Raw genomic sequence first — 26,822 nt, 5'->3', positions numbered from 1 at the left:
ACCGAACAGGAGGAATAACGGATGAAGACCAAGAAACGTGTTTCCCGGTCGGCAACATCCGGCACCCGGAGGCGAAAGCTTCGGATTGCCCGGAAGACCCGAGTGAAAAAAACGAGAAAGTTGCGTTCGAACAAAACAAGGCCGCGCCGTCTTGCCAAAGGCAGAAAAAGACGGCCTTCACGGCTTGGGGCCGTTCGCAGGAAGCGCAAGCGCCAGTGGGTTCAGCCCGTTCTTCCGGCTCCGGTTGAGCAGGACTCGCCGCCGGAAGTTCCCCAATCGCCGGATATCGCTTATAACGAGGGATACGACGAAGCGTATAATGAAGGATTTAATGCCGGGTTTGCCAAAGGTTACGAGGATGGGCATCAGCTCGCCTATCAATCGAAATAAGGATTTGGCGGACATCATGAAATAAATAGGCAGGGATATCGGAACAGTCAAGCCTTCGCTCCATGGACTCATGGAGTTGAAGGCTTTTATTATTTTCGGATCCGAAAAAGGGGCACCAAAGCTTCAAAACTAGCTTTTACGGAAAATGGAGGGAAGCGGGACTCGCGCCCGCAAAACGTGATATGCGCCAATTTACCGCCCGAAAGGCAGCCGTCCATGATGCAAGTGTCTCTTCCGCATATATTTATCATTATAGATTGATATAAGCCTTCGGCATATGCCAAGCCGGCTTATGTCAGCTACAAAAAGGAAACATTCCGCCTGCGGGCGTGCGCCGGAATATCCTAAAGAGGTTTCCTTTAAATTACGACAGGCAGGGTGAAAGCTGTGGAAACAAAGGCACAACAAAACGAAAGCTACCGGCATGGCTACTCGGACGGCTACAGGTTCGGCGTCTGTCAAGCCGTTGAACAACGCGTGCCCCTGATGCAGCCCCATCTTCGGGATATAAAAATACTTTACGTCCCCCAAGGCTTCGAAGCCATCGACCAGGGAGTAACGGCGGCACTCCGGAGCCTGGTCAAGGAACTTATCGTCGGGGAAGCCCCCAAAATGCTGGAGCTGGCGGCCAAGGAGCGGCCCGATCTCGTGCTAGTCATGAACGGGCTGCACGTATTTCCCGACAATCATCTGGAAGATGTGGCGAGAATTCGTGGAATGGGGATCAAAACAGCCATTTGGTTCGTGGACGATCCGTATTTTACGGAGGACACGGCGCGGATGTGCACAAGTTACGATACCGTGTTTACCCATGAACTCGGCTGCGTCCCGTTTTACCGCGGGCTCGGCGCGGCCAGCGTGCATTATTTGCCCCTTGCGGTCAATACCGGCATGTTCAAACCGCAGCGTCCCGGACCAGGGCATCTGTACGACATTTGCTTTATCGGCAACGCGTTTTGGAACCGGGTCGCCATCTTCGACGAGATGGCACCTTTTTTGGAAAACAAAAACGTGCTCATCGCCGGAGGGTTCTGGGAAAGGCTGCGGGAAACCCGGATACTCGGACGTTTCCTGCACATCGGTTTCATTCCCCCGGAAGAAACCGTGAATTATTACAACGGGGCGAAAATCGTCATCAATATCCACCGCCCGGATGAGTATGGGCAGGATAACCGGAACAGCCACGGCATCCGCGCCAAATCCATCAATCCGCGCACGTACGAAATCAGCGCCTGCGGCACGCTGCAAATTACGGACATCCGCGAAGATACGCATTCGCAATACCGTCCGGGGTACGACATTGAAACCTTCGGCTCGGTCAAAGAGCTGCAGGATAAAATCGCCTATTACCTGGAGCATGATGACGAACGTTTGAAGCTGGCATGGCGCGGATTATGGACGACGCGCAAAGAGCATTCCTTCGTCTCGAGACTAAACACGATGCTGGATCTAATTCCATGAAGATTTTCGGGAAATCCAAGGCATCGGGTACGAAAAGTTATTCGTCTTAAAATCCAAAAATATAAAAGAGGAGCGGGCTGCCACATGTCAATCATTAAACATCCAAAAGCTCATCACTACCAACCAAGTCCGGCCGAGGAAGCGCGGGCACGCGGGCGCGAAGCCGGATATCGGGGAGGGTATGAGGAAGGGTATTTGAAAGGACGCGCCGACTATATCGTCAAAAGCCACGCGGAATCGTTCCCCTTCCGGCAGCTTCATGTGCTGTATGTCGCTTCAGGGAAGGGATTCCCGTATTCCCCGATGGATGAGGCCATTTCGGAGACGCTGCGCAGCATGGTTGCCCAGCTGACGGTCATTGAACCCGGGCAGCCGATCAACGAAGTCGCCTACCAAGTGATGCCGGACCTTGTGCTCGTGCTGGACGGCATGTTCGTCCCAAACGAGCAGCTGGACGATATTCGACGGCAGGGGATCAAAACCGCCGTTTGGCTGACGGATGACCCGTATTACACGGATATGACGACGGAGAACGTCGGCCATTACGATTATGTATTCACGCTGGAATCCAACTGCATTCCGTATTACCAACAACTTGGCTGCCGGCAGGTCCATCATTTGCCCTTTGCGGCGTTTCCGGAGTATTTCAAGCCAACCAAAACGCCGGCGGCTCAGCGCAGGGATGTGAGCTTTATCGGATCGGCTTACTGGAACCGGGTCGAATACCTGAGTCCGATCATGGACCGGCTCATGCAGCACAACACGATGATCAACGGAATTTGGTGGGACCGCCTGCCGAATTATGCCGCATACCAGGATCGGATCGAAGTCAACAAATGGATGGGACCCGTGGAAACGGCGGAAGCCTACAACTGCTCGAAAATCGTTATCAATCTTCACCGTTCCCACGAAGACGATTCCGTCAACAACAATACCGTCAAAATTCCCGCAGCATCCCCGAATCCGCGCACGTTCGAAATTTCCGCCTGCGCGACGCTTCAGCTGAGCGACGCCCGAAGCGACCTTGCGAAGTTATATACGCCAGGCAAAGAAATCGAAACGTACACCTCGCCGCAAGAGCTGCTGGATAAAATCGAATATTACCTCAGCCACGAACAAGAACGCAGGGAGATTGCCTTGAACGCCCTTGACCGCACGCTAAGGGAGCACACCTACGGCCACCGCCTGAACCAACTGCTGTCCGTCGTCTTCCCGTAAGAAAGGTTCCTTCGACATTTGGACATCTGGAGGGGAACATATGTCGTGCCGGTACAGATTCACTTCTAATATATTGTATTACTTGGGTGAAAGGAGGTGCGAATCGTACCCTGTGCTTTTAGCCAGCGGTCCTCATTTTCCATGAATACGTACAAACCTAAGATCATGTTGTTCTCCCATGTCTGCAATACCGGAAGCATCACGGGGGCCGAGAAGCTCCTGCTGTTGTTTTGCCTTCAGATCACGCCTTATTTCGAATGTATCCTGGTCGCCCCGCAGGAAGGCAAACTGACTGCCTCGGCCCGAAAACAAGGCATGAAGGTACGAATCCAATCCTACCCCCTGCTGTTTGGGATGTATCAGCCCGGTGAGCAGCTGGAGCAAGAGGCGGAGGCTCTCCGCCATCACGCCGATTTTGGAGCGGTCGTACGCTGTATCGCCGAAACGGCCCCGGATATCGTGCTGACGAACACGATCGTAAACGTCATGCCCGCCGTCGCGGCCAAATTGCTGGGCATACCCGTTTTGTGGAAGATCACCGAAACGATGCAAACAACCGCCCATACGTCTGCCGCAATTGCGGTGGTGGAGAAATACAGCGACTGCCTGATCGCCATTTCGGAGGTGTCGGCCCGCGTTTTCCGCGGGGCTGTCTCCCGGCCGATCACGCTGCTGCCCCCGTCTTCGGACGATGCGCTTCTTCAACCTTCGCAAAAGCTCATCCGGAACGGATACCGCAAAATACTCCGCCTTAAGGATTCCCATGTATGTATTGGCTACATTTCTTCCTTTATCCATCCCGAAAAGGGGCTGCTCGAATTCATCCGCATGGCGGCGATCCTGGCCGCCTCCTTCCCGAACTGCCGTTTCGTCATGATCGGCAAACCTTCCGACCAGTCTTATTACGACCGCTGCGTCGATGAGGTCAACGCTTCCGGCCACCGAAACTCTTTCCGTTTCATTCCTTTTGTGGAATCGGTGCAATCGGCTTACAGCGCAATGGATATCCTTGTCGTTCCAAGCATGGTGCAGGAAGGGTTCGGCATGACGGCGCTTGAAGGCATGCTTTGCGGCAAGCCGGTCGTCGCCTTCGATTCCGGCGGTCTCGGCGAGTTGATGAACAATACGGGGAACGCCAGTTTCACGGTTCCGACGGGCGACTACGCAGCGCTTGCGGCTAAAGTATCCGAACTTTTGAATCATCCGGAGCTTCTGCAATATACGGGCAGCATGAACGCAAGCGCGGCAAGGAACGCATACGGATTGGAAGCCTACCGCCAGCGTATTCACGTCTTTGTCCAAGGCCTGCAGCACGGCTGTCCCGACTGGATGAGCGGGGCCATTTCCCAAAGGGTGGCCGCCTCCGGGGTCCCGCAGATCGATCCCGCGATCCACCCGGAAAATTCGAAACCCGCGGGCAAAAAAAGGCCGGTTAGACGAAGAAAGCTACAACGCAGAAGAGCGAGAAGACCGGGAAGACCGGCAGCCACGGTCCGACGCCGCCGATTGAAAAGAAAGGCAGGAGCAGGCAAGCGTTCCAAACGTCGCTCCCAATCCATTAAACGAAAGTAGGAGACGGACGCTATGAGAATCATGACGATTTTGGGCACAAGGCCCGAAATTATCCGGCTCAGCCTCATCCTTCCCAAGCTGGACCGGTATGCGTCGCGGCATGTGCTGGTGCATACCGGGCAAAATTTTGCAGAAAGGCTGAGCGGTATTTTTTTTAAGCAGATGGGCTTGCGCTCACCCGATTACGTTTTGCAGGACTCGGCCGCTTCGCTGGGTGAACAGCTATCGTCGATGTTCCTTCAAATGGAGCGGATTTTGGAAAAGGAAAAACCCGATAAAATACTGCTGCTCGGCGATACCAACAGCGCGCTTTGCGCGGTGCTTGCCGAAAGGCTCGGATATCCCGTGGTCCATATGGAAGCAGGCAACCGTTGCTTTGATCTGAGTGTGCCCGAAGAGAAAAACCGGCGTGTCATCGATGCGATCTCTTCGATCAATATGCCGTATACGGAGCAAAGCAAAAAGCATTTGCTTGCCGAGGGCTTCCCCAGCGCGCGTATCGTGCTGACGGGAAATCCGATTTACGAAGTGATGAAGCATTACGAAGATTCGATTGAAGCAAGCAACATTTTGAACAGCCTCTCCCTAAAGCCGAAGGAGTACTTTCTGGTCACGGCACACCGCGCCGAAAACGTGGATCATCCGGAACGGCTGCAGCAGATCGTCAAGGGACTGAACAAAATCGCCGAAACCTACGGGCGCCGGCTGATCTGCAGCATCCATCCGCGAACGGCCTCCCGCATTGCTGGGCTGAACGATATGGCGAACCACCCGCTGGTGGAATTTCACCAGCCGTTCGGATTTTTCGATTTCGTCAAGCTGGAACGGTATGCCGTCTGCGCATTAACGGACAGCGGAACGGTTCAGGAAGAATGCTGCATCATGCAGGTTCCGACCGTAACGATGCGGCATACGACGGAACGCCCGGAAACCGTGGATTGCGGCAGCAACATCGTATCCGGTCTGGAAGCCGGCCAGATCGCTCGTGCGGCGGACCTGATGATCAGCTTGAACCGGGAATGGGTTTGCCCCGAAGGGTATTTGGCGGCAAACGTCTCGGATAAGGTAGTTAAATTTCTGCTTGGAGGGAAAGTGCATGTTTGAAAATAAACGAATTTTGGTGACTGGGGGGACAGGATCCTGGGGGTATGAACTGGTTGCCCAACTGCTGAAGAAAGGTCCCGGGGAGGTGATCGTGTTCTCCCGCAACGAGTCCTCGCAAGTGTCGATGAGCCGGACGTTCGAAGATAAGCGGCTGAGCTTTCGGATCGGGGACATCCGCGACAAGGAGGCGCTAACCGCCGTTTGCCATGGCGTAGACTACGTGTTCCATCTCGCTGCGTTGAAGCATGTTCCGGTGTGCGAGGATCAGCCGTACGAAGCGCTCAAAACCAACGTCATCGGCACCCAAAACGTGATTGAGGCATCGATCGACAACAAGGTGAAAAAGGTATTTTACATTTCGACCGACAAGGCGGCCAATCCTTCGAATTTTTACGGCATGACGAAAGCCATCGGCGAAAAGCTGATCGTATACGCCAATTTGTTGAACAGCGACACCCGCTTTGTCACGGTTCGAGGCGGCAACGTGCTTGGGACGAACGGCTCCGTGGTGCATGTGTTTAAGGACCAGATTCGAAACAAGGGCCAGGTGTTCATTACGGACATGGAAATGACGCGGTTTTTCCTGACGCTGCGGGACGCGATCAAGCTGCTGTTCAAAGCCGCGGAGGAAAGCCATGGCGGGGAAATCTTCGTCATGACGATGCCTGCATGCCGAATCGTGGACTTGGCGGAAGTGCTGATCGAGGCCTCCGGCAAGAAAAACGTCGGCATCGTGGAATCCGGCGTCCGTCCCGGCGAGAAAATCCATGAAATTTTGATGAGCGATTATGAAAGCATGTCGACGGTGGTTTACGACGAAGAATACCTCGTTATTTTGCCGACGCTTCATATGCCCGAGCTGAAGGAGCGTTACAAGCACTGCAAGCCCGTCGAGTTCAGCAGCTTTAGCTCCAATCACCATCTGATGAACAAAGAGGAGATCAAAAACATTCTCCAGCTTGGAGGGTTTCTGTAATGAAGCTGCTTATCCTTGGAGGAAACGGAATGGCGGGCCATATGCTGGTTCAATATTTTCGGCGTCAAGAACAACATCAGGTTTTCTACACCACCCGGGAACCGCGAAGTCCCGGGGGGCTCTACCTTGACGCCACGGAGCCATGCATGGTCGAAAAGCTGATGGACATCGTCAGACCCGACGTCGTGATCAATGGGATCGGCGTGCTGAACCATTACGCCGAAGAAGACCGGATCAACGCGTACCAGATCAACGGTTTTTTGCCCCATCGGCTTCGCCAGGCGGCGGACCGGCTTGGCGCCCGCCTGATTCATATCAGCACCGATTGCGTATTCGAAGGCACCCGCGGCGGGTATACGGAGGAGGACCGGCCGGACGGAACAAGCATGTACGCGTTGACCAAAGCGCTGGGCGAAGTCCGGGCGCAGGGACATTTGACGATACGGACATCGATCATCGGTCCGGAGATCCGCAACCACGGGATCGGACTTATGCATTGGTTCATGTCGCAAAAGGGCGCGGTTACCGGTTACCGCAACGTCATGTGGAACGGCGTGACGACTTTGGAACTGGCCAAAGCGATGGACCGCCTGATGGATTCTTCCGTGTCGGGACTGATCCATCTGGCCCATCCGGTGCCGATCTGCAAACATGACCTGCTCTTGTTGTTCCAGGAAATATGGGATATGAAGGACGTCATCGTCATGCCCGTCGATCAACCGGTTCAGGACCGTACGCTGGTATCTACCCGCACGGATATCGATTATGCGGTCCCGCATTATCGAGAGATGCTGAAGGAGTTGAAGATATGGATGAACGAGCTTCCCTCCCCAAGCGCGTCATTATGATCACAGGAGCTTCGGGGTTTACCGGCGGCCATGCCTGCCGGTATTTCGCGGGGCTCGGGATGGAGGTCGCCGGGATCGTGCGGCAAAGCAAGACGCTCCCTGCGATCGACGGGGTTCGGTATTATTGCTGCGACCTCATGGATAAACGGCGGGTCGAGGAGCTTGTCCGGGCTATTGCCCCGGATTACGTCCTTCACCTGGGAGGGAAAAATTCGGTCCCCGAATCCTGGACGAACCCGCTGCTTTACATGGAGACCAATGTGCTCCCGACGCTGTATTTGCTGAATGCCCTGCGGCCTCTCCCTGCCTGTCGAGTGCTGGTTGCCGGAACGAAAGCCGTGTTCAGGCTTACCCCTCCTTACCGCCCGCCGCATCCCTACAGCCTGAGCAAAAGCTTGCAAAAGGCCGCGGTCATGTCCTGGAGCGAGCTTTTCGGGCAGGCGATCATGCTGGCGGAACCGTCGAACCTGATCGGCCCCGGACCGTCGACGGGCTTTTGCGCTTTATTGGGCCGCCATATCGCGGCAACGGAAAGGGGAGAAGCAACCGGGGCCTTTCGCATTTCCTCGCGTGCCACCCGGCGGGACTTTCTTGACGTCAGGGACGCGGTCCGGGCCTACGGCATGATGCTTGAACAGGGAACGCCAGGGGGAATTTATTCCGTCTCCTCAGGCAAAGAACATACCCTGGAGGAAATCGCGACGTTATTTATCCATGCTGCGGGCACCCCTGTTGCCGTCGATTGGGGGAGTGATGAGGATTCCGCCAAAGACGAGGCACGGCAAAACGCACCCGGTTCGGGAGTGCCGGGTTGGGAACCCGTCATCCCTCTGATGACATCCATTTCGGACATTCTCCAATATTTCCGTACCGGAGGGGGGGCATCCATATGAGACCGCTGGTATCGATCGTCATTCCTTTTTATAACGATCCATACGTGGATCAGGCGGTGCAAAGCGCCCTGATGCAAACCTATTCGCCGCTTGAAATCATCGTCGTCGACGACGGTTCGACGATGCATGCCGACAGGCTGCATCCCTATAGGAGCCATATCCATTACCTAGGAAAAGCCAACGGCGGAACCGCGAGCGCTTTAAATCACGGAATTCGCCATTCTTCCGGGCAATATATCGCATGGCTAAGCTCGGACGACGTTTTTTATCCCGGTAAAATAGACCGCCAAATCCATTTTATGTTGGACCGTGGCGCTTGGATTTCCCATACGAATTTCAATTATATCGACGCGCGCAGCCAGGTCGTCCAGCTCCGCGCAGGCATGACGGACCGGGGACCGGTCGATTTTTACCGCAGTTTCCTTGGAGGAAATCCGGTTAACGGCTGTACGGTCATGATGAAAAAAGAAATGTTCTGTTATGTCGGGCTGTTCGATGAATCCCTGCCGTACACGCATGATCTGGAGTTTTGGGCCCGCATCATCCAGGCCAGAATTCCATTTCCGTATCTCGATGAAGCGCTGACCGGTTACCGCTGGCATGAGGGAATGGGAACGCTTCGGCACCGACACATGATCGAACGGGAATATGCTTTTACGCAGGACCGCGTTCAGCAAGCCATGACTCCATTGATTAACCTGTTGAGATAGCAGTGTTTTAGAAAGCTTAAAGCCCTTCTAACCTTTTCATTTTGTATGAATGGACTGGAAAGTTCGTCCATACGGAGTCTAGCATCCCAGCATATTCTATGGATGAAAGGAGGGAAAATTCCTAATGCCAAAACGCTTAATAGATAGCCAGATTTCCCAAAACGTCTCGACCGCAGGAGCAGTGGCGATTCCCGCGAGCCCCACTCCCGCTTTGTTCGGTACGCTTGGTTTGGATGTCGCTGCAGCAGGACCGAACCTTTCCGTCCACTTCACAGCAACCGTTACGCTGAGCGCAACCATTGCCATCCTTGTTCCAATAACGGTAACGATATTCCGGGTGGTTGGGGGAGTCTCCACTCTCATCTATTCCGCTACGGAAACCATGCCGGTCGGTACGCTTCTGTTGACGACGGATGTCATTACCGTAACTGGGATCGACCTATTGACGACAAACCCCGGCTTCGTCGTCTACCAAGCCTTCGTCAGCATTCCCGGAGGGCTTGCGGTCATTCCGGACCGGGTGGGACCCGAAAGCTTTGAAGCCGTGGCGTACTCCGACTAATTTCAGAGAATCGCCGGCTCCATCGCAAAATCACCGGAGTTATTCCGGTGATTTTTTTTGTCTTAAAAGGCTGAACATTTCGGTGCAAGGGGTTCAAGCGTCGTGTCCGGCCACTCTCTTTTTCAATATAGTATAGTGTCAGCGCAGTCCATATTAAACGATCAATGAATCCGGCTTCGACCGCCGGATCCCATGGGAAGGAGAAGGGATGAAGATACTGCTTGCAACATACTGGCTGATTCCCCATGTCGGCGGAGTATGGAAGTACATGACGCAAATCCAGCAGCGGCTGGAAGCGATGGGACATCAGGTGGATCTGCTCGGGAACAGCCCGGACTATTCCAGATTCCATATCGTCAACCGCGGCCGCGAGATTTCCAAAGAGTGGATTCGCCCCTTTGTGAGAACCAAGCTTGCCAGGGAGTACGCCCCCCAGCTGCATGCGGATCCGCTCATTCATTTTTACGAAGAAGACCGGTACATGATGGAGCTTTCCGCGGCTTATTTTGGTCTGGATCAATATGACGTCATTCACACCCAGGATATTTTTGCGGCACGGGCCATGGCCCGTGTAAAGCCGGCTCATGTTCCGCTGATCGCCCAGGTTCACGGCTCCGTGTCCGAAGAACTCCATAACCATTTTCGGCTGAATCCCCACTTGGGCATCCAGGAACATTCGCCTGCATGGAAATATTTTCAGTCCATTGAATATTACGGAGCTTCGTCCGGAAATGTCACGGTCACCTCGACCCAATGGCAGAAAAGATTGCTCCTCGCCCTGGGTGTTCCGGAGCAGAGGATCAACGTCTTTCAGTACGGTTTGGATACCCAGCAATTTTGGCAGCAAGCAAGGTCCGGAACGAATGTCGCACGTCCAGGGGACAAAAAGGTCATCATTTGCCCGGCCAGGTTGTCGTTCGTCAAAGGGATCGACGTGTTGATTGCGGCGCTGGGCATTCTGAAAAGCATGCGTCCGCAGGATTGGGTATGCTGGATCGTCGGCGACGGCGAAAAAAGGGACGAACTGCGAAACCAGGCAATGGCATTGTCTTTGCAAAACGACGTGCTGTTTTTCGGCGAGCGCCATGATATCCCTGCTCTGCTTACGCAGTCGGATATTTTTGTCCATTCCTGCATCCAGGATAACCAGCCTTTTTCGGTTATGGAGGCGCAAATCGCCGGCCTGCCGGCATGTGTCTCGAATGCGGGGGGGCTGCCGGAAATGGTGGAGCATGGCGTGACCGGGCTCGTCTCTCCGGTCAAAGATCCGCTGACGCTGGCACAGCACCTGAATATGCTGCTAACAAACGACGAATACCGGCGCATCGTGGGCCTAAACGCGGCGCGTTGGGCACAGGAGCATTGGTCGCTCGACCAGATGATTGACAGACTTTTGAATGAATACGCAAGGGCGGCTTCGGGGGCCTGATTTCGCCACAATGAATTCACAGAAGATGGGAGGGGGAGTCCATGTCGGAGCCTTATATGGTCATCGGCGATTTATATAACCGGATTTTCGCGTCGCAGTCGTCGCATATCGACCTGCTTGTGAACTATGCGGTATGGAACCGGATTTTCGAGAAGCTGCCGAAAGAATATTTGCTTCCCGATTTGGAGGTTTTGACCTTTTAACGAAAACGAACGGGAACCCGTGAAGAAAAAGCCGCCCGCCGGGCAGTCCGAGACTGCTCGACCGGGCGGCTTTCATGTTTTCAATTACTTGTCAGATGAATGCCGTTTAAGATTTGGCTCCACAAATGGTCGTTCCCCATCCATTTATCCGCATCGGGCATTAAAATGGAGCAGACCTTGTCGAGCGGCCAGTCGAGTTCGACAATGCCGCTGACGGAGGTATGGTTGATCAACAGCACCCGGAAATCATGTCTTACAAGACCCGATAATACCTCCTGCAGCTCTTTTGCTTGCTCGAACGACCCTTCCGTCCGGATAAACAATATGTTGCGGCTGGTATGCGCCTTCTCCAAAAAACGCTGCACGCGCCGGTCATATTTTGCCTTTACGGTCGGATAGGCTTCAAGATTGGGCGGGAAATTGTTATGGGTAAAAAAGTCGTGGTTGGATTGAAAATCGTAATAAGTGTCGCGTACCAAGTATAACTGATCGCTTACCTTTTTTTCGACATAAAGATTGTTGTATTCCATGAAATGGGCAAAACGGTTTCTCAAAAGCCGGTTCACTTGGGACAAATCGTAGGTAGCCATCCAGTCGAGGGGCCCGGCGTACGGGCGCAATTCGAATTTTTCAAGTTTCATCGCGGCCAAACATAAGTCTCCCAAGCTGAATATCGCATCATACGATCCTTTGAGATCGGCGACTCTCATCGTAAATCCTTCCTTTCTTGGCTAAATTGCGAATCGCAATATAGTAGATGCGAGAGTCTGCGCTTTGGATTGTATTCCCGTTTATCCCCGCAATATTAGGTTTGCGGCGGGTACGATAAGCCCTTCCCCTTGCCATTCAAAAACATACGATAGGATAAGACTTGATTTCAGGAGGAAAGGTTATGTCTATCTTACGGCTCGAAGCCGCCCCTTTAACCCCGATTGATTCCAGATACATCCAATATGTCGATCTTGAGATTTTGAATACCGGTATGGAAGGTTTTGAGATGCTAGCGCATGTATACGGGGAACAGGGACTGCAATATATTCAGCTCATTCACCTGCATCCCGGCAGCGCCGTCCCTCTTCACCATATGATGACGGAGCATAAACCTTTTCAGCTGGTGCTGGTGACGAATGTCAACGATTTTGCCCATACGGCGGTCACTGTCAGGGCCTGCAATCAAGGTCAATTGATCGCTGTATTCACGCAGGAAAACATGATTCGTACATTGTGACGATTACCGCGAAAAGGAGGAACGTGCCATGAACGTGCTGTTTGTGTTTTACGTGCCAAGCGGCGGCATGGATACGCTGAACCGGCTGCGGTGCAAGGCGCTGGCCAGATACGGAATTCAAGCTTCCTGCCTTTATTTCCATTGGGGAGCGGGAGTGCAGAACAACGACGGGGTACCGGTGTACATTACAAATGAGAACGAAGAAATCCGAAGAATTCTGGACGCAGGAAAATTCGACGTGATCGTCGTCACGACAGACCATAAAAGCTTTCCCCGGTTCAGGCAGCTCGGTTACACGGGAAAGCTTGTGCTGGAAATTCAAGGCTACGGCGCCCAGGAAAACGCCCGCCGGCAGTTGACGGAGGCCGTCCCATACGTCTACAGCTATGCAAATGCGCTCCTGAACCCCAGCACCCCGCATATTACCGCATTGTTCCGCGAACTGTTTCCCGGCATTCCCCAGTACAATTTCCCGAATATGTTTGACGCCGACACCTTTACTTACCGTCCGGGACCCCAGCCGGAACAGCCGATTATCGCCTGGATTGGACGCATGGAAGACAACAAAAACTGGCGGGAATTTCTCCATATCGGCCACCAGTTATCCTATTACGTTCCCAACCTGAAGCTGTGGATCTTCGATGATCCCAACCTGTCCATTCCCCATGAACGCGAGCAGTTCGAATATATGATCGGTCAATTGGGACTCCATTCGCGTTTGACGATCCGTTCGAATGTGGCGAATACCGAGATGCAGCATTATTATTCGGCGATTGGCGACTCCGGCGGTTTTTTGTGCAATACATCAAAGGTCGAAGGCGGCCCGCTGTCGGTCCTGGAAGCGATGAGCTGCCGTTGCCCGGTGCTGGCGACCAACTCCGACGGGGTGGCGATCGCCATCCGTCACAACGAAACCGGTAAAAACTACACGGTCGGCAATATCGGGCAGGCGGTACAGGAAGGGCTGGATTTGTTGTTCAATGCACCGTTGAGGGAAAGCATCCGGACCAATGCGCAGCAACGGCTGCAAACGGTGTTTAACCCGCATAATTACTGCGTCAGCTTTATTGATATGCTGTATCACATTTGAATGGAGGAAGGTCGTCATGATGCAAAAAAATAAAACCAGGGTGGGAGCAGCTGAAGGTTCTTTCACGCCGTTTACGGTCGGCCCCGACGAGATTGTCCTGACCGGAATTACGTTGGAAGGAATCGCGGACGGGGACCGCGTCGTTTTGGACATCGACGTAACCTGGCTGAAGCCCATGTGCGACCTCGGGGAGCTTGAGCTGATCTTGAGAAGAGACGCTCCTACCGGGACCGTGATCTATTGGACCATGGAGACCTGTTTTGCCAGAGCCCGCGTGAGGGAAGAATGCATCGTGCGGGGGGAAGGCGGCATGCGTCATTTTTTTCTGACGACCCGTTCGAGTGAACACAAGGCCATGCTCGCCGCTTATTATTTGGAAGGAACGGTGTATGCCGGAACATGATATCGATACGGATCAGGCCGACGCCGACTGTTTTTTTAACGGGTTCGGCCTTTTTCGTGCCCTTACCGGAAAAAGCTCTGGTACGTCCGTTTCAACCCTTCGCCGATACGATAGGCCGGCTGCCAATTCAGATGAGTCAAGGCTCGCGTATTGGACAAACGGCTGTGGCGGATGTCCCCGGCCCGATCTTCACGGTGGATGCACTGGATGTTGCTTCCATGATTTTCGCGAAGCAGCTCAACGAGCCGATTGACGGACGTCGCTTCGCCTGTGCTGACGTGAAAGATTTGACGCGCTCCGGCTGTTTGTGAAGCCGCCAACGCCGAAGCGACGTCTTCGACGTATATAAAATCCCGCGTCTGTTCCCCGTCCCCGTTTATCGTCAGGGGGACGCCCTGCCGAAGCTGGTTCAGGAAGATCGCCACGACGCCGCCTTCTCCTTTGGACGTCTGCCCGGGGCCATACACGTTGGCGAACCGCAAAACGGTCCAATCCAGGTCGAACAGCTCGCCGTAAAGGCGAATCACATGCTCTGCCGCATATTTGGACAATCCGTAAAAGGAGATGGGAACGGTGGAATCATGTTCCTCCAGCAGATCCTTTTCCAAGTTGCCGTACACGCCGGACGTGGAAGCAAACACGAATTTGCGCACGCCGCCTTGGCGGCTGGCTTCGAGTATATTAAGCGTGCCCAGCACATTGATGTCCATGTCTTCCCGCGGATACCGGATGGAATGCTGTACGTCCGCCTGTGCCGCCAAATGAAAAACGGTGTCGGGGCGAAGCGAAACGATGGTATCAAAGGCCGAGGCCGTTCGGATGTCTTCCTGGTGCAGCACGGCGTCCGGGTGAAGATTGGCTGCTTTGCCGACAGACAGATCGTCGATGACATGGACGCCGTGTCCTTTTTCGATCAGATGTTTGACGAGATGCGAACCGATAAAACCGGCTCCTCCTGTCACCACCACCGTATTCATGCCATTACCTCCCGAAGGCTAAAGTCATGAAATATCGTATGTGGCGTTTCCCCGGTTGGCATTAGGCTGCGTCCCAAATTTAACGATTTGAATGCATCGGTAGTAACAATCGCCTAATCGGGTAATATGTGAATAGGAACCTTTACTTGGTTTATGTTTAGCAGGGAGGGAACGTTCATGAAAAAAGGCCTGCCGGCACTCGTTTTTTTAGTCGTTTTGCTGCTTGTCGTTTGCATTGCGTATTTCGTCCGTCCTTACCAAACCGATGCGCCGGGAAAAAAAGAAAACCGAACGTCGTCGCCAGGAGCTGGGCAAGCAGAGCCGGTTTGGGTGAATAAAAAAGATGTCATTACGGTCGAATGGGACGGCAAAAGAACTTCATGGCTGCTTCGGCGAACAAGCCGGACGAAAGACGCCGAAAGCGGATGGACATTAAACGGCAAACCGGTAGCGCAGGCGGAGGCGGATACGATTTTATCGCAAATGAATTCGCTATTGGCCAAAGGCGCCGAGGGAAAACGGCCGGCATCTTCTTTAAAAAATAAAGCGATCGATTCCAACGTAACGGTGACAAGCGGCCCTGATGCTGAAGAAAAAGTATACCTCATTTCAAATGAAACGGCCGATCCAAGCATATTTTGGATCATTCCGTCCGAAGGATCTTATGTTTATCCGATATCTGAAAAAGATATGAACTTGCTGGAAAAAACGATAGACCAATTAAAGGCTTCATCCCCACCAAAATAAGCGCAGAAAAGGCCCCTGATGCCAAATCCTTTCAGCATAGCACCATGAGCGCACGGTCATCCTAAATGATGTTACTTCATTAATTTCATAACGGGGGATGAACTCATGATGCGATCCAAAGTAATCAGTCTTTCCGTATCCGCTGCACTTCTCGCCAGCGTTGTCGGCGTGACCGGTTGTACGACGAGAGAGCCTGCCAACACGAACGTCCGAACCAAAAACGTTCATGACGGGCGCATGCTGAATACGCGGGACGGCAGACTGAACGTCAACTCGCTGCGAGACGGCAACCGGTTCTCGACGTACAATACCGACGGAAATTACGGCATGCACACCGCAAGACATGACCTGACCAACGTGACTTCTTCCCAGGAAATCGCAGACAAGGTGGCAGCCATGAAAGAAGTGCGCACGGCCAACGTGCTTAAGGCTGGCAACAGCGCTTACGTGGCTGTATCCCTTGAGCATGGGGCGCAAGCCAATACGTCCACGACAGGCACGCACGGCCGATTCCGCAGCAACAGCTTCGGAACGATGAACACCGGTACCGGCAGCAACAGCAGCTTTAACAACAGCTCCGCAGGCGTTACGAACCGCGGAATGACAGGCATGGGCACGGGCACGGCAGGTACGGACGGCATGACGGGTTTGGGCACGGGTACGACAGGTACGGGGCTTGACGGCCATTACCGCGGTTATACGACAGGTACCGGCGTACCGATCACGAGAGGCAACGGTTTTAATGCAACCACTCCGGGAACGGCAGGCACGAGCCATACCTATTCCCAAAACTATAACGTAACCTCCGACGTGAAAGACAAAATTACCAGTGTCGTCAAAAAAGCCGACCCGAACATCACAAACGTGTATGTATCCGCTAATCCTGATTTTGTCCAACACGTCAGCAATTATGCAACCAACGTTAAAAGCGGTCATCCGGTCAGCGGCATGGTATCCCAGCTTTCCAGCATGATCGAACGCATTTTCCCGACCCACACGACTACGACGGATCACCGCGTGACTCCAATGGGCACGACGCCAACCGCTCCGCTTGGCAAAACGCCTGCAGGCAGACACATCATGACCCAGTAAAAAGCAAACGGAAAGCAGCTTTCGCATCAATTGCGGGCTGCTTTTCGGTTTATTTTTGTTTTAAAAGCCCCGTATCGTTTCTTTTTTTCAAAAGCCGTTTGATCGTAAACCCGAACAATGCGCAGCAAGTAAGAGCGGCGAAAGTATCCGCAATGGGTTCCGCTATAATGATTCCATCGGTTTTCGGCTGAATGAACGCCGGCAGTGCGTAAACGAGAGGAATCAGCAAAATGATTTTACGCAAGACGGCGATAAAAATGGAAACCTTCGCTTGACCCAATGCGATAAACATTTGCTGGAAAGCCAATTGAACGCCGTAAATGCACGTACCCAGGAAAAATATTTTCATAAGCGAAACCGTCAGAGCGATCAAATCGGCATTGTTCGTAAAAATCATCACGGGAAGCTGAGGCATAAAAATGGCTACGGCCCACATCGACAAACCGAAAATCGCGCAAAAAAAGCTGCAGTACATCATGGTGGATTTGACCCGCGCAAAATCGCCGGACCCGAAATTATAACCGACAATCGGCTGTGCTCCTTGCGCAAAGCTTTGCAATAACAGCGTGAAAATTTGCATCAGACTGCTCATGATCCCCATGGCCGCAACGTACAGATCTCCGCCGTATTTGGCAAGGGAGGTGTTGAAGACGATTTGGACCAGGCTTTCGGTCGACTGCATGATAAAAGGCGAAAGTCCCAAAGCAAGCACGCTTTTGGCTACGTTAAAGTCGATGCGCATATGTTTGACCCGCAGACGAAGATGGGTTCGTTTTGAGGTAAGGAACCACAGCACCCAGATCGCCGAGATTGCCTGCGAAATGACCGTCGCAAGCGCAGCGCCTTTTACGCCCATATCCATACCGAAAATCAAAATGGGGTCAAGGATGGTATTGACGGCTGCCCCTGCGCATACCGTGACCATGGCCGTTTTGGCAAATCCCTGCGCTGCGATGAATTGGTTTAAACCTAACGATATCAGCACGGTTACCGTACCGATCAGGTAGATTCCCATATAATCGTCAGCATAAGGCAAAGTGTCCGGACTTGCACCGAACAAGGCGAGCAGCGGGGACTTAAAAGCAAGAAATGATAGCGTTAGGAGCGCCGAAACGATCAGCAGCATCAGAAAACTGGCGCCAAGCAGCGCTTCGGCCTTTTTGTGGTTTCCTTCCCCCATCCGAATGGAAGCAAGCGGTGCGCCGCCAAAACCGATCAGAGCGGCGAAGGCGGAAATGATCATGATGATCGGAAATCCTACCCCGATACCAGTTAAGGCTTGCGTACCTGTACCTGGCATCCTTCCGATAAACATGCGGTCCACCACATTGTAGAGGGCGTTGATAACCTGCGCTGCGATGGCAGGGGCGGCAAGAGAGAGAATCAGTTTGGGTATTTTCTCGTTGGCGAACCGGCGGCTCATCGGATTGTTCATTTTACATCCATCCTTGCATTGGTTTTGTTTATTTGAAAATCATAACATAGGATAAACGGTCATAAAATACGCTTTTTAACGCACTTCAATGGCTCTTTATATGTTCGTAAATGGTTGGTTAATAGGGAGGTACTCGAAAAGGGTTAAAATGCTTTAAAAACGATTTTAGAGGGGGTTTGCTACTGCGCTTTTTGGGCATTTGAAGACGCGTTATTCGGGGAGGAAGACATAAAAAAATGACGCCGATGAACCAGCGTCATTTTTTCCAATGATGAAGTTTAATTAAAATACCTGGCGTCCGCGTACCCATACGCCTTGAATGTTCAAGCTTTCGTCCAGCATCAGCACGTCGGCCTGCTTGCCGGCTTCAAGCGTTCCGGTCCGGTCCTCGATGCGAAGCCGTTTCGCCGGGTTGTAGCTGGCGATGCGCGAGGCATGCTCGACGGTTAATCCGACCGTTTCCACAAGGTAACGGAAACCTTTGATCATCGTGAGCGTGCTGCCCGACAAGCTGTTCGATTCGCCTTTCAAGATCGCAATGCCGTCCTTCACTTCCACGGGAAGGTCGCCGATCGTATAATCGCCGTCCGGCATGCCCGCTGCGGACATCGCGTCGGTGATCAAAATGAGATTGTCGTTCGTTTTTACCTTCGTCAAAATCGAAATGCATGCCGGATGCACATGAATGCCGTCGGCGATGATTTCCGCATGGATCCGATCGTCGCTGAGGACGGCTCCGGCCGTGCCCGGCTTCCGGTGATGGATCGGCGTCATGGCGTTGAACGTATGAACCGCTTGACGAAGGCCGGCTTCTACCGCGGCTTCGACTTCTTCATAAGTGGCGTCGGTGTGGCCAAGCGCGGCATTGATGCCGTGTTCGCTCATCCAGCGAATCGCCTCGAGCGCGCCTTCCCGTTCGGGAGCAAGCGTCACCTGCTTGATCAGACCCGGATATTGGGCTTCCCAGCCTTCAAGCCACTCCACGTTCGGATGGACGATATGCTCCGGATTTTGCGCGCCGGGCCATTTCGGGCTAATAAAAGGGCCTTCCAGGTGAACCCCTTCAAGGATGGTATACGGCATGTTTTGCTGTCTGTATTCGTGAACTTCCTTCAGCACTTTGTCGATGGATGCCTTGGGAGCCGTCATCGTGGTGGCGAGCATCGCGGTAGTCCCTTGCGAACAATGGAAGGAGGTGATTTTATCAAGCTCCTCCTTGCCGGAATACATAAAGTCCTCGCCGCTGCCTCCGTGAACATGGATATCGATGAAACCCGGCACGATGTATCCGTCCGTCTTTTTGCCGGGATTCAGGTTATGCAGATGGTCCGGCAAATGCTGAACCTCGCCCGCATAAAGGATGGTGCCGTCATGGATGGCGATGACGCCGTCCTCGATGACATGTCCCGGAACGACAACTTTCCCGTACAACAATTGTCCTGAAACTTCGCTCATTATATTAACCTCCCTGCTCCTTGATCCAGCAATACGACGACATTCGGATGGCATTGCAGAAGCGATGCCGGACATTGGGACGTGATCGGGCCTGTTAAAGCGCGTTTGACGATTTCGGCTTTGTCTTCTCCCCGAACCAGCAGCATGATTTGTTTTGCTTTCAAAATGCTTCCGACGCCCATCGTGATCGCTTGCGTCGGCACATCGTCCAGGGAAGGGAAGAAGCGCGCATTGGCCGTACGCGTTTTTTCCTGAAGCTCAACGACGTGGGTGCCTCCGATCAGGCTTTCGTCCGGTTCGTTAAAACCGATGTGGCCGTTATGCCCAATGCCGAGAATTTGAAGATCGACCGGCCCGTTTGCTTCGAGCATGGCGTCGTATTTTTGGCATTCCGCTTCAAGATCGGCGGCATTGCCGTCAGGCACATGCGTATTTTCGATTTTAATATCGATATGATTAAAAAGCTTCTCATTCATGAAGCTGCGATAGCTCTCCGGATGGCCTTCGGGAAGCCCGACGTATTCGTCCAGATTGTAGCTGGATGCTTTCGCGAAGCTTACCAGGCCCTTCTGATTCATTTCAATCAGGCGCTGGTAGATGCCGATCGGCGAACTGCCCGTCGCCAGTCCGAGTACGGCCCTTGGTTTCGTATGCAGCAGGCTTGCGATGAGACCGGCTCCGGTCGCGTTGAAGTCGGCTTCATGTTGGAAAGTGTAGATGTTCATGATTTATTAATGACCTCCTTTTGATTTGCGGTAGTTTCGGACGTTTTGATAGGATTGCTCCAGCTTGGGAACATATTGTCCGAACTGCTCGCTGCTCATGCCCATAAAAAGAATATCAATGATGTGAAGCTGGGCGATCCTTGAAGCCATATCCCCCCTGCGCATCCCTTCCTCGAGGGAAGAAACGAACAGCGGAATATCCGCCATGGACGCCAGCGTGTTGCTGCCGTAAGAAGTGAGGGTGATCGTCGCCGCCCCGCTGTCTTTGGCGCAGGACAACGCGTTGATCGTTTCCTCGGTTTCCCCGGAATAGGAAATGGCGATGGCCACGTCCCGGTCCGTAAGGGTCGAAGCTGAAGTGATCTGCATATGGGGATCGGCGAAAGCGGTGCAATGTTTTCCGATCCGGATGAGCTTCTGGTAAAAATCGAGCGCTACGACCGACGACGTCGCTACTCCGTACAAATCGATCCGCTGCGCGTCGCACAGCAGCCGGATGGCTTGCGAGAGCCTGTTCATATCCAGCAGCTGCGTCGTATCCCGGATGGAAGTCAAGTGGTTGGCCTCCATCGCCTCCACTATTTTAGATAACGGATTGTTGGCGACGATATCCTGGTACGATGATGCCTGGTTCCGTTCCTTCATTCCCGTATGGGCGATTTCCGCGGATAGTTTCACTTTCAAATCCGGGTAGCCCTTGAGGTGGAACACTTTGCAAAAGCGGGTGACCGTGGCCGGACTGGTTCCGCATTGCTCGGCCAGCTCTTTGATCCCCATATGCACGACTTCGGCCGGGGAAGAAAGAATGAAATCGGCGATCCGGCGTTCCTGCGGAGACAGTTTTTCTTTTTCCTGGGCCAGCGCATATAAGAACGGTGCCACGAAAGAACCTCCTTTTGCTCGTTTTCATGAATGAAAATAATTTTAATTATTGTGATTGATTACAAGAAAATAATTTTTATGACTACTATCATCATAGGCCAAAAGTCTTTCGGTGACAAGGGGGATTCGGGATATTTTACGCTGATTTTACAAATAAAAAATACACCCGCGTTCATGCAGAACACGGGTGTAAAAAGGGACATATGTTTCGTTATTGAACGTTATCGACGCTTGCGCGGGATTTTTTTGATTTGCCGATTTCCTGCCGCAGCACCTGCCATAGGATGTAGGCCAAAATGACCATCTGCGGGATAAACGTTTCCCATGTCGGATACATGCCGAGCCACGACACGGAAGGCAGCAACGATTCCGAATGGGCTCCCAGGGTGCCGGCCACCTGCAGCGAATGAATGCTGTCTCCAAGGAACCGGAAAACGAGGTAATAAATCAGCAGCGTTGCGACCAGGAAAAAGGCCCGAAGCGGAAGGGATGCGCTAAGCACGATGATCGCATAACCCAATACGGCGAGAATGGCCAGCGCAATGGCGACGCCGAGGATGAGCTGAAGAATCGGCATCGACGGGGCCATGCCGACGTAAAAGATCGTCGTTTCGGCGCCTTCTCTTAAGATGGCCAGCAGGGCTACGAAAAATAGCGACCACAGGCTGCCTTTGGCCAGCGCCTGGTCCATTTGCTTGCCGACATACCGGTTCCAGGCTTTGGTGTTCGATTTGTTGTGCAGCCATTGCCCAACCGTAATCATCATGACCACGGCGACCAAACCCGTAATCCCTTCGATCAGCTCGCGCGCGCTGCCGGAGGCGGCTTTTGAGATCGTGTAGGTCAGGACGACGGCGAGCAGGAGCGACAATGTAAGTCCCGTTCCCGCGCCAGACCAAATATATTTCCGTCCCTCGCGGTGGCCGCTGCGTTTCAGGTAAGAGAGCAGCGCAGCGATGACGAGAATGGCCTCGAGCCCTTCGCGCAGCAGCACGAGCGCGGCATCCCAGGCGGTATAGTGGTGGCTTCCGGCGATCGGGGTCAGGGAAGACTGCATTTCTTCGATAAGATGGAGCGCATCCTGGCTGCGCGGAGGCGTTGATAGCAGATAACCGGACACCTCGGACATCTGATTTTCCACTTTCGTATACAAAGCCGGGGACGATACCCGAACCTCTCCTTCCACGGCAGGCCATGACGCAATGAATTGGTTCATGCTGTCCGCTGCCTGGGCGGTTTGGCCGTCCGCGGTCTGCTGACGGGCCGTCTCCAGGACGCCCAGCAGATCGGACAACGAATGGATGCTTCCGTTTTCGCTCCCGGTCTGCGACGCTTTTCCGTTCTTGTAATCCGTCAATAACGAAACCAGCTTTTTCATTTGCTGCACGGCCTGGTCCTCGCGGACGGGGTCTGCTTGTAGGGCGATGCGCACCAGGCTGATTTGGGTCTCAAGCTGTCCGTAAACGGCGAAGTTGTCGCTCCGGATCGGCGTTTCGCTTTTCGGCCATGCATCGACGATATGCTGGTAGCTCGATTTGGCTGTGGCCCAATCCTTTTTCTCCATGGCGGCGAGGCTTGCTTCGGCAAAAGGAAGCAGCTTCGCGGCGGATTCCGTCCCGCCCGAAGCTTGGTTGCCGCCTTGCTGCTGCCCGGAAGCGGCATCGACGTACGCATCGACGGCTTTGGCGAGCGCCGATAACGCTTGTTTGGCCCCGGCGTCTTCCTGCCGGAGCTTCGAATCGGCTTCGGCGAGCGCCGCGTCGACCCGTGCCGCCTGGTCGGCCAGATTATTGCCGCCGCTAGGCTTCACGGCGGCCCACTCGGTTTTGAACTGTTCCAAATCATTTGCGGCTTCTTTCCACTGCTGTTGCCCGGCTTCGACCAACGCGCTGCCGACGGCGGGAAGGAGCGGATCCAGGGAGGAAGCTTGATCGGTTTCGGCAAATGCCGGAGCCGCGGTCAGATGCAACACGATCAGGATGGCGAGCGCCAGAATGGCCGGCATGCCGGGTTTGCTTCGTCTGCTGTTGCGTGTCTGGCCGGATTGGCTGATCGACATCATAGGCTCTATTCTCCTTCAATCTCGAATAATGGCGGTGCCGGGAGGGCTTTTCCGCGATAAGGCTTAAAACAAGGTGTCACCGATGTACCCGCCCTTGGCTGCTCCGGGGAAGCAGGCAAACGCGGCGCTGCCTACGTGCAAAATGTATTCGTTTAAACGGTCGCTTTTCGCCAGCTTTTGCTGCAAGGCGACAAATTGCTTGAACAAGTCCCGCTGATAGCCGATGAACAGCAATCCTGCGTCCAACTGACCGGTTTTCATGTCCATACCTCCGGAATAGGAGTAGGAGCGGCGGAGAATCTGGACGGAACCGTCCCCGCGCGCCAGCGCGACATGGGAATCCCGGGGGATGTACGCATTGCCGTGTTCGTCCTTGGCGTTCAGATCCACCGGATCGAATTCGTTTTTCGCGCCAAGCGGAGCTCCGCTTGCGCGATAGCGGCCAAACGTATCCTCCTGATCTTTCAAGGAGGAGCGGTCCCATACCTCGATGCGCATCCGGATCCGGCGGACGGCCATATAACTTCCGCCGGCCATCCATGAGGCGCCGTCGCCGTTTTGCGCCCAGACGATCCTGTTCATTTCCTTATCGTTTGTCACTTGAGGGTTGGCCGTTCCGTCCTTGAAGCCGAGCAGGTTGCGCGGAGTGCTTCCGGTCGGATCGGCTTGGTTCGTCCGCTGGAAGCCTTCCTGCACCCAGCGCAGAACCGCTTTTCCGCGCGCGATCCTTGCCAGGTTGCGCACGGCATGGAAGGCGACCTGCATATCGTCCGCGCATACCTGCACGCCGATGTCGCCTCCGCACCACTCGGGTTCGAGCTGGTCTCCGTTGAATGCAGGGAGTTCCTTGAAGGTAGGTGGCTTTTTGGAGGCAAGGCCGAATCGTTCGTCAAACAGCGAAGGGCCCGCGCCGAAGGTAATCGTAAGCCGGGAAGGGCTCAGTCCCGCCGATTCGCCGGTATCGGTCGGCGGAAGGTTGTAATTGCCGCTTTCCTCGCCGACCGGCATGCCTTCGGCCATGGCCGCGGCTGCCGCCGTCCAGGCCTGGAACAGCTTTTTCAGCGATTGGGCGCCGCTAGCGGTGACGTCAAAGGCCGCAAAGCAGATGAAATTTTGCGCAGGCGTGATGATGCCGGCCTGATGCGTTCCGTAAAAGGGGATGCGGTCCCCTTCCGCGGATACGGACTTGGCGGCTTCGGTCTTGTGTTTGGTTTCCGTCGTAAGCAGGGTGCCGATCGCGCCGCCCCCGAGAAGAAGCCCAAGACCTCCGGTACCCGCCAAACGAAGGACGTCGCGGCGGGTCATCGGTTTTTTAAGTATGGAATTGTCGTTTGGCTGCTGATTCTGTTCCGGCATACGTTACACTCCCAAAATTTTGCCCATATTGGACAGCGGTTCGGCCAATGCGTCCAGGTTTTGGCTGAGCTTGCGGATTTCGTCCTGCTTCAGCTCGGTGTAATCGACGTAACCGTCGCCTTTTTTGAACGCATCCAGCTCTTTTTTCAGGTCCGTGAAGCGGTCCTCGATTTCTTTTTGAAGATCCGCGTCTTTTTTCGCCAGTTCGGGCTTCAGGATTTCATAAATTTTTTGCGCCCCTTCGACATTGGCGGCAAAATCGTAAAGATCGGTATGCGAATAAAGTTCTTCCTCGCCGGTGACTTTGGAGGAGGACACTTCGTTCAGCAGCTCCACAGCGCCGGTTACCATCAGGCTGGCATCGAGGTCGATCGTTTCGATTTTGGCCCGCAGCAGTTGGGCGTCCTTCAGCAGCTGGTCGGCGAATCCTTCCGCTCCGGCCGTCGTTTTGTCTTCCCAGAGCGCTTTTTCGATCCGGTGGAAACCGCGCCAATCGGCGGCGTCAACGTCATTCACGCGCGCGTCGATGTTCGGGTCCAAATCCCCCAGCGCTTCGGCTACGGGCTCAATCCGTTCGTAGTACGCACGCGCGGGAGCGTAAAGCTTTTTCGCCTCTTCCAGCTTGCCGCCTTTGACCGCGTCCGTGAATTTTTCCGTTTCCTTGACAAAAAGATCGCATTGTTCGATCGCAAAGGTACGGTATTGCTCCACGCTGGCGGAGAAGTCGGCCGCAGGAGCCGTTTTCGTTTCGGCGGTTGCAGGCGGGGTGGGATTGGTGGACGCGGCATCGGCGCCCGCGTTTTCTTTTTGCCCGCATCCGCTGAAGAGAAGGGAGGCGGCGAGAATGCCGGTAGGGAGAATAACTTTGTACTTCAAGAAAAGCAGCTCCTTTATCTCGGGATTTTGCAAAATTCGATTCCGGCCGCTCCCGTGTACAATATTTAGACGAACGAAACCGTTTCGCCCTATATATTGCTGATTGAAAGTCGCTCCTTGGATTTTCGCAAAATCCTCATATGTAAGATTCGATGTTCAACTGATAAATGATAATGATTCTCAGTTTCATGCATGAAATAATAATAAAGAGGCGCTAGGCCGATGTCAATATCTATTTTTGGACGGCATCCCGCAGGGGATAAAAAAACGCCCCGACTGCATAAACGCAGTCAGGGAGCGGCATGAATAGCCGTTTATCGGCGAAGATGAACCCATAGCCCGGCCAGCATCCGGTACGGGATGTACAGCCCGAGAAAAGAACCGGAAACCAGAAACCACGGGTTTAGCAGCAAATCATGGACGTTGGTCGTCAGGACAGTCTGGTGGACGATGTTCCGGTATAGCGCCGCCGCGACGATGGAGCCCGATATATAAAATGAAATCACGGCCAGCAGATGCCAAATCCACCGGACGGTACGGCTTAATGCGGCCAAGGCCGCCATGACGAACGGAACAACGATAAAACCGGCGATCAGCCAGATCAGCAAGCGCAGCACCCCCTCGGAACTATTTTCGGTATGTGCGGAAAGATTTAAACTTGGGGGGAGGGCCGTGAAAGGAAGATCCTTCCTCCGCGTCGAAGTAAGGAGCGAGAGGGGGGATGCCTCACGGGAGACATCATTGCTCTTCATTTTTCGGGTTGTTTTAAAATGAATGCTGGAGGTATGACATGAATCGGGTAAAGATTCTCGAAAGCGACACTTCGCTTGGACTTGAAAGGGAGATCAACGAATTTTTAAGCGATCCGTCCGTTGAAAATCCTGCAATCCACTACACCGTGGGTTCGAAGCCGGACAAAGTCAACCGGAACATCCAAGTTCCGTTGTACACGGTAATGATTTATTATTCGCAAGCCTAAATCCGAAAACAAGCCGCTCGGCATTGAAGTGACCCCCAAAAGCTAGACACGGTTATTTCATCAAGCAGCTTTCTCAAAATGAGTTCGGTACTGTACCGGACTCATTTTGATTTTTGCTTTTAACCGTTTGGTATTGTAGTATTCAATAT

At 53.6% G+C, this 26,822-nt stretch carries 29 protein-coding genes; 18 read left to right on the top strand and 11 right to left on the bottom strand.

What is annotated here, in order from left to right; genetic code table 11:
* Positions 1 to 21: 21 nt before the first annotated feature.
* From RJP21_RS24085 to RJP21_RS24030, 12 genes are all read left to right on the top strand, one after another.
* A complete protein-coding gene (locus RJP21_RS24085) occupies positions 22 to 390 on the top strand; it encodes a FliH/SctL family protein (RefSeq protein WP_310861572.1) in 369 nt (122 codons plus the stop codon).
* 387 nt (positions 391 to 777) lie between these two features.
* Positions 778 to 1,851, top strand: coding sequence for a CgeB family protein (locus tag RJP21_RS24080; protein WP_397386272.1), 1,074 nt, complete (start codon positions 778 to 780; stop codon positions 1,849 to 1,851).
* Positions 1,852 to 1,935: 84 nt separating this feature from the next.
* Entirely contained in the window at positions 1,936 to 3,069 is a 1,134-nt protein-coding gene (locus tag RJP21_RS24075; protein ID WP_310861570.1) for a glycosyltransferase family protein, read from the top strand.
* A gap of 141 nt (positions 3,070 to 3,210) precedes the next feature.
* Positions 3,211 to 4,641 (top strand): glycosyltransferase family 4 protein, encoded by a 1,431-nt coding sequence (locus RJP21_RS24070; protein WP_310861569.1) that lies wholly within the window; start codon positions 3,211 to 3,213, stop codon positions 4,639 to 4,641.
* 12 nt (positions 4,642 to 4,653) lie between these two features.
* A complete protein-coding gene (wecB, locus tag RJP21_RS24065; protein ID WP_310861568.1) occupies positions 4,654 to 5,745 on the top strand; it encodes a non-hydrolyzing UDP-N-acetylglucosamine 2-epimerase in 1,092 nt (363 codons plus the stop codon).
* A complete protein-coding gene (locus RJP21_RS24060) occupies positions 5,738 to 6,721 on the top strand; it encodes a polysaccharide biosynthesis protein (RefSeq protein ID WP_310861567.1) in 984 nt (327 codons plus the stop codon). The genes wecB and RJP21_RS24060 overlap by 8 nt, the downstream gene beginning before the upstream one ends.
* The gene (locus RJP21_RS24055; protein WP_310861566.1) at positions 6,721 to 7,569 is read left to right on the top strand and encodes an SDR family oxidoreductase; all 849 of its coding nucleotides are present in this window, start codon (positions 6,721 to 6,723) and stop codon (positions 7,567 to 7,569) included. Before RJP21_RS24060 ends, RJP21_RS24055 begins: the two co-directional genes overlap by 1 nt.
* Positions 7,530 to 8,462 (top strand): NAD-dependent epimerase/dehydratase family protein, encoded by a 933-nt coding sequence (locus RJP21_RS24050; protein ID WP_310861565.1) that lies wholly within the window; start codon positions 7,530 to 7,532, stop codon positions 8,460 to 8,462. Before RJP21_RS24055 ends, RJP21_RS24050 begins: the two co-directional genes overlap by 40 nt.
* The gene (locus RJP21_RS24045; protein WP_212958669.1) at positions 8,459 to 9,172 is read left to right on the top strand and encodes a glycosyltransferase; all 714 of its coding nucleotides are present in this window, start codon (positions 8,459 to 8,461) and stop codon (positions 9,170 to 9,172) included. The genes RJP21_RS24050 and RJP21_RS24045 overlap by 4 nt, the downstream gene beginning before the upstream one ends.
* Positions 9,173 to 9,296: 124 nt before the next feature.
* Positions 9,297 to 9,734 (top strand): hypothetical protein, encoded by a 438-nt coding sequence (locus tag RJP21_RS24040; RefSeq protein ID WP_310861564.1) that lies wholly within the window; start codon positions 9,297 to 9,299, stop codon positions 9,732 to 9,734.
* A 208-nt stretch (positions 9,735 to 9,942) separates the two neighbouring features.
* Positions 9,943 to 11,163, top strand: coding sequence for a glycosyltransferase family 4 protein (locus RJP21_RS24035; protein WP_310861563.1), 1,221 nt, complete (start codon positions 9,943 to 9,945; stop codon positions 11,161 to 11,163).
* A 41-nt stretch (positions 11,164 to 11,204) separates the two neighbouring features.
* Positions 11,205 to 11,366, top strand: a complete 162-nt coding sequence (locus tag RJP21_RS24030; RefSeq protein WP_310861562.1) for a hypothetical protein — start codon at positions 11,205 to 11,207, stop codon at positions 11,364 to 11,366.
* Between the two features lie 80 nt (positions 11,367 to 11,446).
* Here the strand turns inward: RJP21_RS24030 and RJP21_RS24025 are convergent, their stop codons facing one another.
* Positions 11,447 to 12,076, bottom strand: a complete 630-nt coding sequence (locus tag RJP21_RS24025; protein WP_310861561.1) for a DUF1796 family putative cysteine peptidase — start codon at positions 12,074 to 12,076, stop codon at positions 11,447 to 11,449.
* Positions 12,077 to 12,258: 182 nt separating this feature from the next.
* On the opposite strand from RJP21_RS24025, the gene RJP21_RS24020 reads away from it, so the two are divergent.
* From RJP21_RS24020 to RJP21_RS24010, 3 genes are read left to right on the top strand one after another with little or no spacing between them, the layout of a single operon-like run.
* A complete protein-coding gene (locus RJP21_RS24020; RefSeq protein ID WP_310861560.1) occupies positions 12,259 to 12,594 on the top strand; it encodes a hypothetical protein in 336 nt (111 codons plus the stop codon).
* 28 nt (positions 12,595 to 12,622) lie between these two features.
* A complete protein-coding gene (locus RJP21_RS24015) occupies positions 12,623 to 13,684 on the top strand; it encodes a glycosyltransferase family 4 protein (protein WP_310861559.1) in 1,062 nt (353 codons plus the stop codon).
* Between the two features lie 16 nt (positions 13,685 to 13,700).
* Positions 13,701 to 14,087, top strand: coding sequence for a hypothetical protein (locus RJP21_RS24010; RefSeq protein WP_310861558.1), 387 nt, complete (start codon positions 13,701 to 13,703; stop codon positions 14,085 to 14,087).
* Positions 14,088 to 14,149: 62 nt separating this feature from the next.
* Here RJP21_RS24010 and RJP21_RS24005 read toward each other — a convergent pair whose 3' ends face one another.
* Positions 14,150 to 15,064, bottom strand: a complete 915-nt coding sequence (locus RJP21_RS24005) for an NAD-dependent epimerase/dehydratase family protein (protein WP_310861557.1) — start codon at positions 15,062 to 15,064, stop codon at positions 14,150 to 14,152.
* A gap of 177 nt (positions 15,065 to 15,241) precedes the next feature.
* On the opposite strand from RJP21_RS24005, the gene RJP21_RS24000 reads away from it, so the two are divergent.
* The gene (locus RJP21_RS24000; protein ID WP_310861556.1) at positions 15,242 to 15,811 is read left to right on the top strand and encodes a hypothetical protein; all 570 of its coding nucleotides are present in this window, start codon (positions 15,242 to 15,244) and stop codon (positions 15,809 to 15,811) included.
* 105 nt (positions 15,812 to 15,916) lie between these two features.
* The gene (locus RJP21_RS23995; RefSeq protein ID WP_310861555.1) at positions 15,917 to 16,903 is read left to right on the top strand and encodes a YhcN/YlaJ family sporulation lipoprotein; all 987 of its coding nucleotides are present in this window, start codon (positions 15,917 to 15,919) and stop codon (positions 16,901 to 16,903) included.
* Between the two features lie 49 nt (positions 16,904 to 16,952).
* On the opposite strand, the gene RJP21_RS23990 is transcribed toward RJP21_RS23995, so the two are convergent.
* From RJP21_RS23990 to RJP21_RS23955, 8 genes are all read right to left on the bottom strand, one after another.
* Positions 16,953 to 18,338, bottom strand: a complete 1,386-nt coding sequence (locus RJP21_RS23990; RefSeq protein WP_310861554.1) for an MATE family efflux transporter — start codon at positions 18,336 to 18,338, stop codon at positions 16,953 to 16,955.
* Between the two features lie 282 nt (positions 18,339 to 18,620).
* On the bottom strand, positions 18,621 to 19,793 hold the full coding sequence (gene nagA, locus RJP21_RS23985) for an N-acetylglucosamine-6-phosphate deacetylase (RefSeq protein WP_310861553.1): 1,173 nt from the start codon (positions 19,791 to 19,793) through the stop codon (positions 18,621 to 18,623).
* Entirely contained in the window at positions 19,793 to 20,518 is a 726-nt protein-coding gene (gene nagB / locus RJP21_RS23980) for a glucosamine-6-phosphate deaminase (RefSeq protein WP_310861552.1), read from the bottom strand. The genes nagA and nagB overlap by 1 nt, the downstream gene beginning before the upstream one ends.
* 6 nt (positions 20,519 to 20,524) lie before the next feature.
* On the bottom strand, positions 20,525 to 21,400 hold the full coding sequence (locus tag RJP21_RS23975; protein WP_160043875.1) for a MurR/RpiR family transcriptional regulator: 876 nt from the start codon (positions 21,398 to 21,400) through the stop codon (positions 20,525 to 20,527).
* Positions 21,401 to 21,611: 211 nt separating this feature from the next.
* On the bottom strand, positions 21,612 to 23,462 hold the full coding sequence (locus RJP21_RS23970) for an FTR1 family iron permease (protein WP_310861551.1): 1,851 nt from the start codon (positions 23,460 to 23,462) through the stop codon (positions 21,612 to 21,614).
* A 63-nt stretch (positions 23,463 to 23,525) separates the two neighbouring features.
* On the bottom strand, positions 23,526 to 24,818 hold the full coding sequence (efeB, locus tag RJP21_RS23965) for an iron uptake transporter deferrochelatase/peroxidase subunit (protein WP_310861550.1): 1,293 nt from the start codon (positions 24,816 to 24,818) through the stop codon (positions 23,526 to 23,528).
* Positions 24,819 to 24,821: 3 nt separating this feature from the next.
* On the bottom strand, positions 24,822 to 25,694 hold the full coding sequence (gene efeO / locus RJP21_RS23960) for an iron uptake system protein EfeO (protein WP_310861549.1): 873 nt from the start codon (positions 25,692 to 25,694) through the stop codon (positions 24,822 to 24,824).
* A gap of 314 nt (positions 25,695 to 26,008) precedes the next feature.
* Positions 26,009 to 26,302: a hypothetical protein gene (locus RJP21_RS23955; protein WP_310861548.1), complete on the bottom strand. Its 294-nt coding sequence runs from the start codon at positions 26,300 to 26,302 to the stop codon at positions 26,009 to 26,011.
* Between the two features lie 182 nt (positions 26,303 to 26,484).
* On the opposite strand from RJP21_RS23955, the gene RJP21_RS23950 reads away from it, so the two are divergent.
* Positions 26,485 to 26,673, top strand: coding sequence for a hypothetical protein (locus RJP21_RS23950; protein WP_160043879.1), 189 nt, complete (start codon positions 26,485 to 26,487; stop codon positions 26,671 to 26,673).
* A 60-nt stretch (positions 26,674 to 26,733) separates the two neighbouring features.
* On the opposite strand, the gene RJP21_RS23945 is transcribed toward RJP21_RS23950, so the two are convergent.
* Positions 26,734 to 26,822, bottom strand: an 89-nt coding sequence (locus RJP21_RS23945; RefSeq protein WP_310861673.1) for an IS3 family transposase, incomplete at its 5' end; no start/stop codon positions are given.

Source organism: Paenibacillus sp. VCA1 (assembly GCF_031583795.1).
GTDB lineage: Bacteria > Bacillota > Bacilli > Paenibacillales > Paenibacillaceae > Paenibacillus_AQ > Paenibacillus_AQ albilobatus.
This window is presented reverse-complemented; position numbering and strand designations above follow the sequence as displayed.